The organism is Clostridium sp. (genome assembly GCF_051650885.1).
In the GTDB taxonomy this organism is placed as follows: Bacteria; Bacillota; Clostridia; order Clostridiales; family Clostridiaceae; genus Clostridium.
On record NZ_JBOFRG010000094.1, the window covers coordinates 1 to 5,077 of the forward strand.

Annotated in this window: 4 protein-coding genes; all 4 read left to right on the forward strand. The window is 30.4% G+C overall.

From position 1 onward, the window contains the following. The first annotated feature begins 314 nt into the window (after nt 1-314). Entirely contained in the window at nt 315-536 is a 222-nt protein-coding gene (locus tag ACRC28_RS04335) for a hypothetical protein (protein WP_438542232.1), read from the forward strand. Between the two features lie 72 nt (nt 537-608). Then, nucleotides 609-1,142 (forward strand): hypothetical protein, encoded by a 534-nt coding sequence (locus ACRC28_RS04340; RefSeq protein ID WP_438542229.1) that lies wholly within the window; start codon nt 609-611, stop codon nt 1,140-1,142. 155 nt (nt 1,143-1,297) lie between these two features. Next, nucleotides 1,298-3,355, forward strand: coding sequence for a DUF11 domain-containing protein (locus ACRC28_RS04345; protein ID WP_438542230.1), 2,058 nt, complete (start codon nt 1,298-1,300; stop codon nt 3,353-3,355). A 155-nt stretch (nt 3,356-3,510) separates the two neighbouring features. After that, nucleotides 3,511-5,077: hypothetical protein (locus tag ACRC28_RS04350; RefSeq protein ID WP_438542231.1), on the forward strand; the 1,567-nt coding region annotated here is incomplete at its 3' end.

Sequence of the window (5,077 nt, forward strand, 5' to 3'; positions counted from 1 at the left end):
CATCCAGCTACTTGGTTTGCAGTGTCAAGGCTAGTTAAAACATTTTGCTCTCCAGAGCCAAGACCATAACCATTTGCAGCACCAGTAAAAGAACCTTTGGTTAAAACTTCATAACGGGTAATAAAAGGCATAATAAAAAATCTCCTTATAAATTATTTATATATCTATAGTATGAAAGAAGATGAAAAAATGTTTTAAAGTATTGTCTATATATGTAGGCAGGAAAATCAATTTTAGATGCAGCCGTAGTATCCGGTGGAGATGTTAGGTTAACTATAGACAACATTCAAGCTACTAATTACAATGGGCAAACAATTCCCTTTGGACTTGTAGTAGCAAGTGCACAAGTTAGTGGAAATATACAAGCTAGGAATTTAATTTTTTATGATACTATACCAAATGGGACAACCTATATGATGAATTCACTATTAATAAATGGAGTAAATACTGTAGGAAATCTTCAAAATGGAGTAGCACTGCCTAATGTGAATCCGGGAGAAAGTGTTACGATTCAGTTTAGTGTTAAAGTAAATTAAAAATTATTTATAAAAGGGTTATAAATATGATATAATAAGTTATAAATAAAGTGAAGAAATGAGGGAAAAGCTTTGGTTATTAAATATAAAAATGATATAGAAGATTTAGTGGATTTAAATATTTTTATTGGAAGCATATCTTTTAAAAGATGGATTTTAAATAATATACTTCCAATAGTATATACAATAGTAACCCTTGGACTTGGTGTATGGCTTATAAACAGATATGGTGGTCTTGAAGAAACAAATAGACTTTTAATATTTGTTCTTATAGTATGTAATATATTTATTTGGATAAGAGTTACAGTTTTCAAGAGAAAAACTTTTAGGAAAAGTTTAAGTAAAATGGTAGAAAAAAATCCTGCATATATTCAAAGGAAAGAAGTTAGAAGACGTGAAAAAGATTTCTTTGTTCAAAACTTAGAAGACAAGAAAAAAACATCTACATTTAAAATAGAAAATATATCTAGAGTTATAAAAAAGGGAGAGCATATCTTTATGCTAAAAAAGGATAATTCACCAATGCTTATGATTCCAGTAAATGCTTTTAAAAATGAAAATGATTTAGAAATATTTTTTAAAGGGTTTAAAATAAAAGAGTATTAAAATTTAGGAAACTAGCAAGTTTAAAAATTTGCTAGTTTTTTTGTGTGTGAAGTATGATGTGGAAGTTCCAAGATGTGGTGGGATAACATATTATATTTAACAATATGAAAATTAAAATATAGATTAATAAAAAAACAAAGGCTTGGAGGAGAATTATGGGAACGGTAAATGTGACAATAAGTCCTGCTATTCAGGATGTATATATAGTATTAGAAGATAAAAATTTAAATACATGTCAGACACTTACAACAAATGGACTTGGAAAATGTAGTTTTGTAAGCGTACTTGCAGGTACTTATAGTTTATATAATGTAGGAATTCCACCAGATGCATGTCCACCAACAAAGTGTGGTTATCCACCTGGATATACAGGAACTATCGATCCTAGACGGAAAGATTTTTCACTTACAGCAACAGGCACATCAAATCAAACATTTAGATATGATACAGCAATACCATGGAGCACATTAAATGGAAATAATCCACCTACGTTTTCAATGACAACAAGTGGTGGAGTTAATTTAGCAACAGGAGGGTTAGTTACTATACCTGCAATAGTAAATAATGGAATGGGTTATTGTATGCAAGATAACTTTATATATGGTTCATCAGGCCGGTCAGCAGTTGATGGAACGGATGCCTTATCATATCCATTTACCTATACAACAAATGGACTTGTAGGAGATTGTGATGAAAACGGATATTTTTATTCTCCAGCATCAGGACAAAGTTTTACGTGTATAGATGTAAATTCATATTCACCAACTTATTTAAGGGCATGTGATCCATATAATAATTATGCAGAAACAACATCACCTTTTTATGTAGCTTATACGGGCGCAACTTTTGCATCAGCAGACTGGTCATATGTGCCATCGATACAGGCAATAGTTGGAGATAATAATAGTAACTATGCAGAATTGTTTGTATTAAGCTTAACAACACCAAAATCCTATTATGTACCTATAAGCGGTACTAATGCACAAGTAACAGGCATTACATTTGCAGATAAAAGAAATTTTTATCAACCAACAGGAAGTAAGATATTAAAATATGAGATGTATACAACGATTGCCTATGGAACAGTACTATCTAATTCTACAATTAGCTATGCAGGAGATGGATGTAGAGCTGTTGGAGCACCAGTATTTTATGCAGAGCCTGATATAGTTAAAAAAGTAGATAAAATAGCTGCTTCGCAAGGTTCAACTTTGATTTATACAGTGACTATAGTTAATACAGGCGTAACGGATGGAATAACATCAATGTTTATGGATACATTACCAGATGGAGAAACTTTTGTTACAGATTCTTTTACAATTGATGGAGTGATAAAACCAGGAATAACACCAAATTCATATAGTATTGGAAGTTTACCAATAGGAAAAGTATTTACAGTAACATTTAAAGCAAATATCACATCAACAACTATTTTAAGATATGATAACGGAGCTAGTATTCAGACAAATTATTATGATAGTGCTACACAATCTATATTTGATACTACATTTGATTCAAATATAGTAACAACAACAGTAATAGGAAATTATGTAAGTAATTCAAAAGAAGTAAATAGAACTGTAGGAAAGCTTGGAGATATATTAACTTATACAATAGTAACTAGAAATCTAGGAACAACTGTTGCAAATGGAGTAAGGATTATAGATACGATTCCGGGAGGGACAACCTTTATAACAGGAAGTTTAAAATCAAATGGAATTACAATAGGAAGTGGAACAGTTCTTCCACCAACAGGATATTTATATGGAACCTTAGCAGTAGGTCAAATATCCACAATAACATTTAATGTAAGAATAGATTCACTCCCAAATGGAGATACACTTATAAATAATGGAGAAAGTTATTATGTTAGTCCAACACCTTATGGAAATGTAAGCTTTTATATTGATACAAATACAGTAGCAACAGTAGTGAAGTATGCAGAATTTGGAAATATAAAGAAATCAGTAAATAGTGCGTATGCAAAACCAGGAGATATTTTAGTATACACAATAGTTTTACCTAATAATGGGAATACAGAAGCTATAAATGTTAAATTTAAAGACACAATACCAAATGGAACAAGCTTACTTTCTAACACTACTTTTATAAATGGAGTTTTAACTACAGAAGATATACAAAGTGGATTAAATATAGGAACAATAAAGGCGGGAGAAGTATTTACAATTACATTTTCTGTACAAATAAATTGATTTTTAAATTATGGGAAGAGAAGGGAGTTTAGTAGAAAAAAATTTTACTAAACTTCTTTAATATCTAAACTTAAATATTAAAGAAGTGTGAATAGCAAAGAAGTGAAGAAGAACATAAATTAATAGAGACTGTATTTATTGAAAGAGGTGAAAAAATGGCAAGTATAAGTGGAAATTTAAGGCATGCAGGAACGAGATTTGGGTCACCTGGTGGATTTACACCTATTGTTGATGTACCGATATGTCTTTTTAGAGTAAGTGATGGAAAGGGAATGTATACAAGAACAGGTTCAAATGGAGAATATTCTTTTACAAATGTAGATGTAGGAGATTATAAAATAATAGAGTGTGGAAAAGGTGTAGCTGTAGCAGGAAGTGTAGCAGATTTTTCTAATGCAACTGTAATGACAGAACCAGTACCAACAGACCCAGAATATAGTAAAATAACTACACCAATTGCAAATACAAATGTTGTAGATTCACTAAGTCCAAATACTCTTTTAGTGAGTGTTTTAAATACAAATTTAATAGGGAAGGATTTCTTAGATAGTACAATAAAAAATACCCCGTTATCTATCCCAAGTGGAGTTGTTATAGATAAAAATATATTGAAAAAAGCAGGGAATGGAATATTTGGAACTCTTCCAAATGGAACACCGGCAAATACAGTACCACCAAGTTATCCATATCAAGATTCTATGACTTCAGGCTTTACTTATCTTCCAGGAGGGATTAGCCAAGGTATTGATGATTTTTTTATGAAAAATATTCAGACAAGGCAGTGGTTCAGTCTTTCTAATCATACAACATTTGATGAAACGAGCTCTTATATAAGTATAAATGGAGGAAATCCAAATATTATAATATTTTTTGAAGAGGTTGATGTTCTAAAGAACAGATATTATTTAGCCAGTGCATGGCTTTGTATGAATACAGATATTCCAAACACTTGTAAGATTGGATTTAGAGCATTAGCAGAAGATTTCAAAACAGAACTTTTTTATGGAGAAGTAACAAATGTAAAATATGGACAGTGGGAGCAGATAGGACAGATTTTTAATACAGGAAATAACAGTAAAATAAGGCTTGAAGTTTTAACAATGTCAACAGTAGGCTTTGGAAATGACTTTTCGATTGATGATATATTTTTAAGTCCTGCAACTATAAATGACAGTGTGGACATTTTGAAAATGGTAGATAAAGCGAACTCGAAGGTTTTAGAAAATTTAGTATATACGTTAGTAATAAAGCCTAACAGTGATATAAGTAATGTATATATGATAGATACATTACCTAATAACACAAGCTATGTAAAAGATACCTTTAAAGTGAATAATACAATAAGTACAGGATATATGCCAGGAACAGCTTTTTTTCTAGGAAATCTTAAAAAAGATGTGACAATAACTTTAGAATATACAGTAAGTGTAGACTCTATGCCAGAAAGTCAAAAAATAGAAAATAATTTTGATCTAGTATATAAAATAGATATTCCTAATGTAAACTCTATACAAAATTATATTGTAAGTAACACTGTAGTTACCAAGCTTGGATTTATAGATATAAAAATAAGAAAGATAGTAGATAAGTTATATGCAGAATATGGTGATGTAATAACTTATACAGTAGTTATAGAAAATAAGGGAAATATAGATAGTAGCATAAATAGCATTTTTAAAGACACTATTCCATACTTTACAACCTTTGTAAACAATAGCAGTA

Excerpts from the sequence above, each read along its gene's own strand:
- ACRC28_RS04345 (WP_438542230.1), top strand. The coding sequence starts at position 1,298 with ATGGGAACGGTAAATGTGACAATAAGTCCTGCTATTCAGGATGTATAT.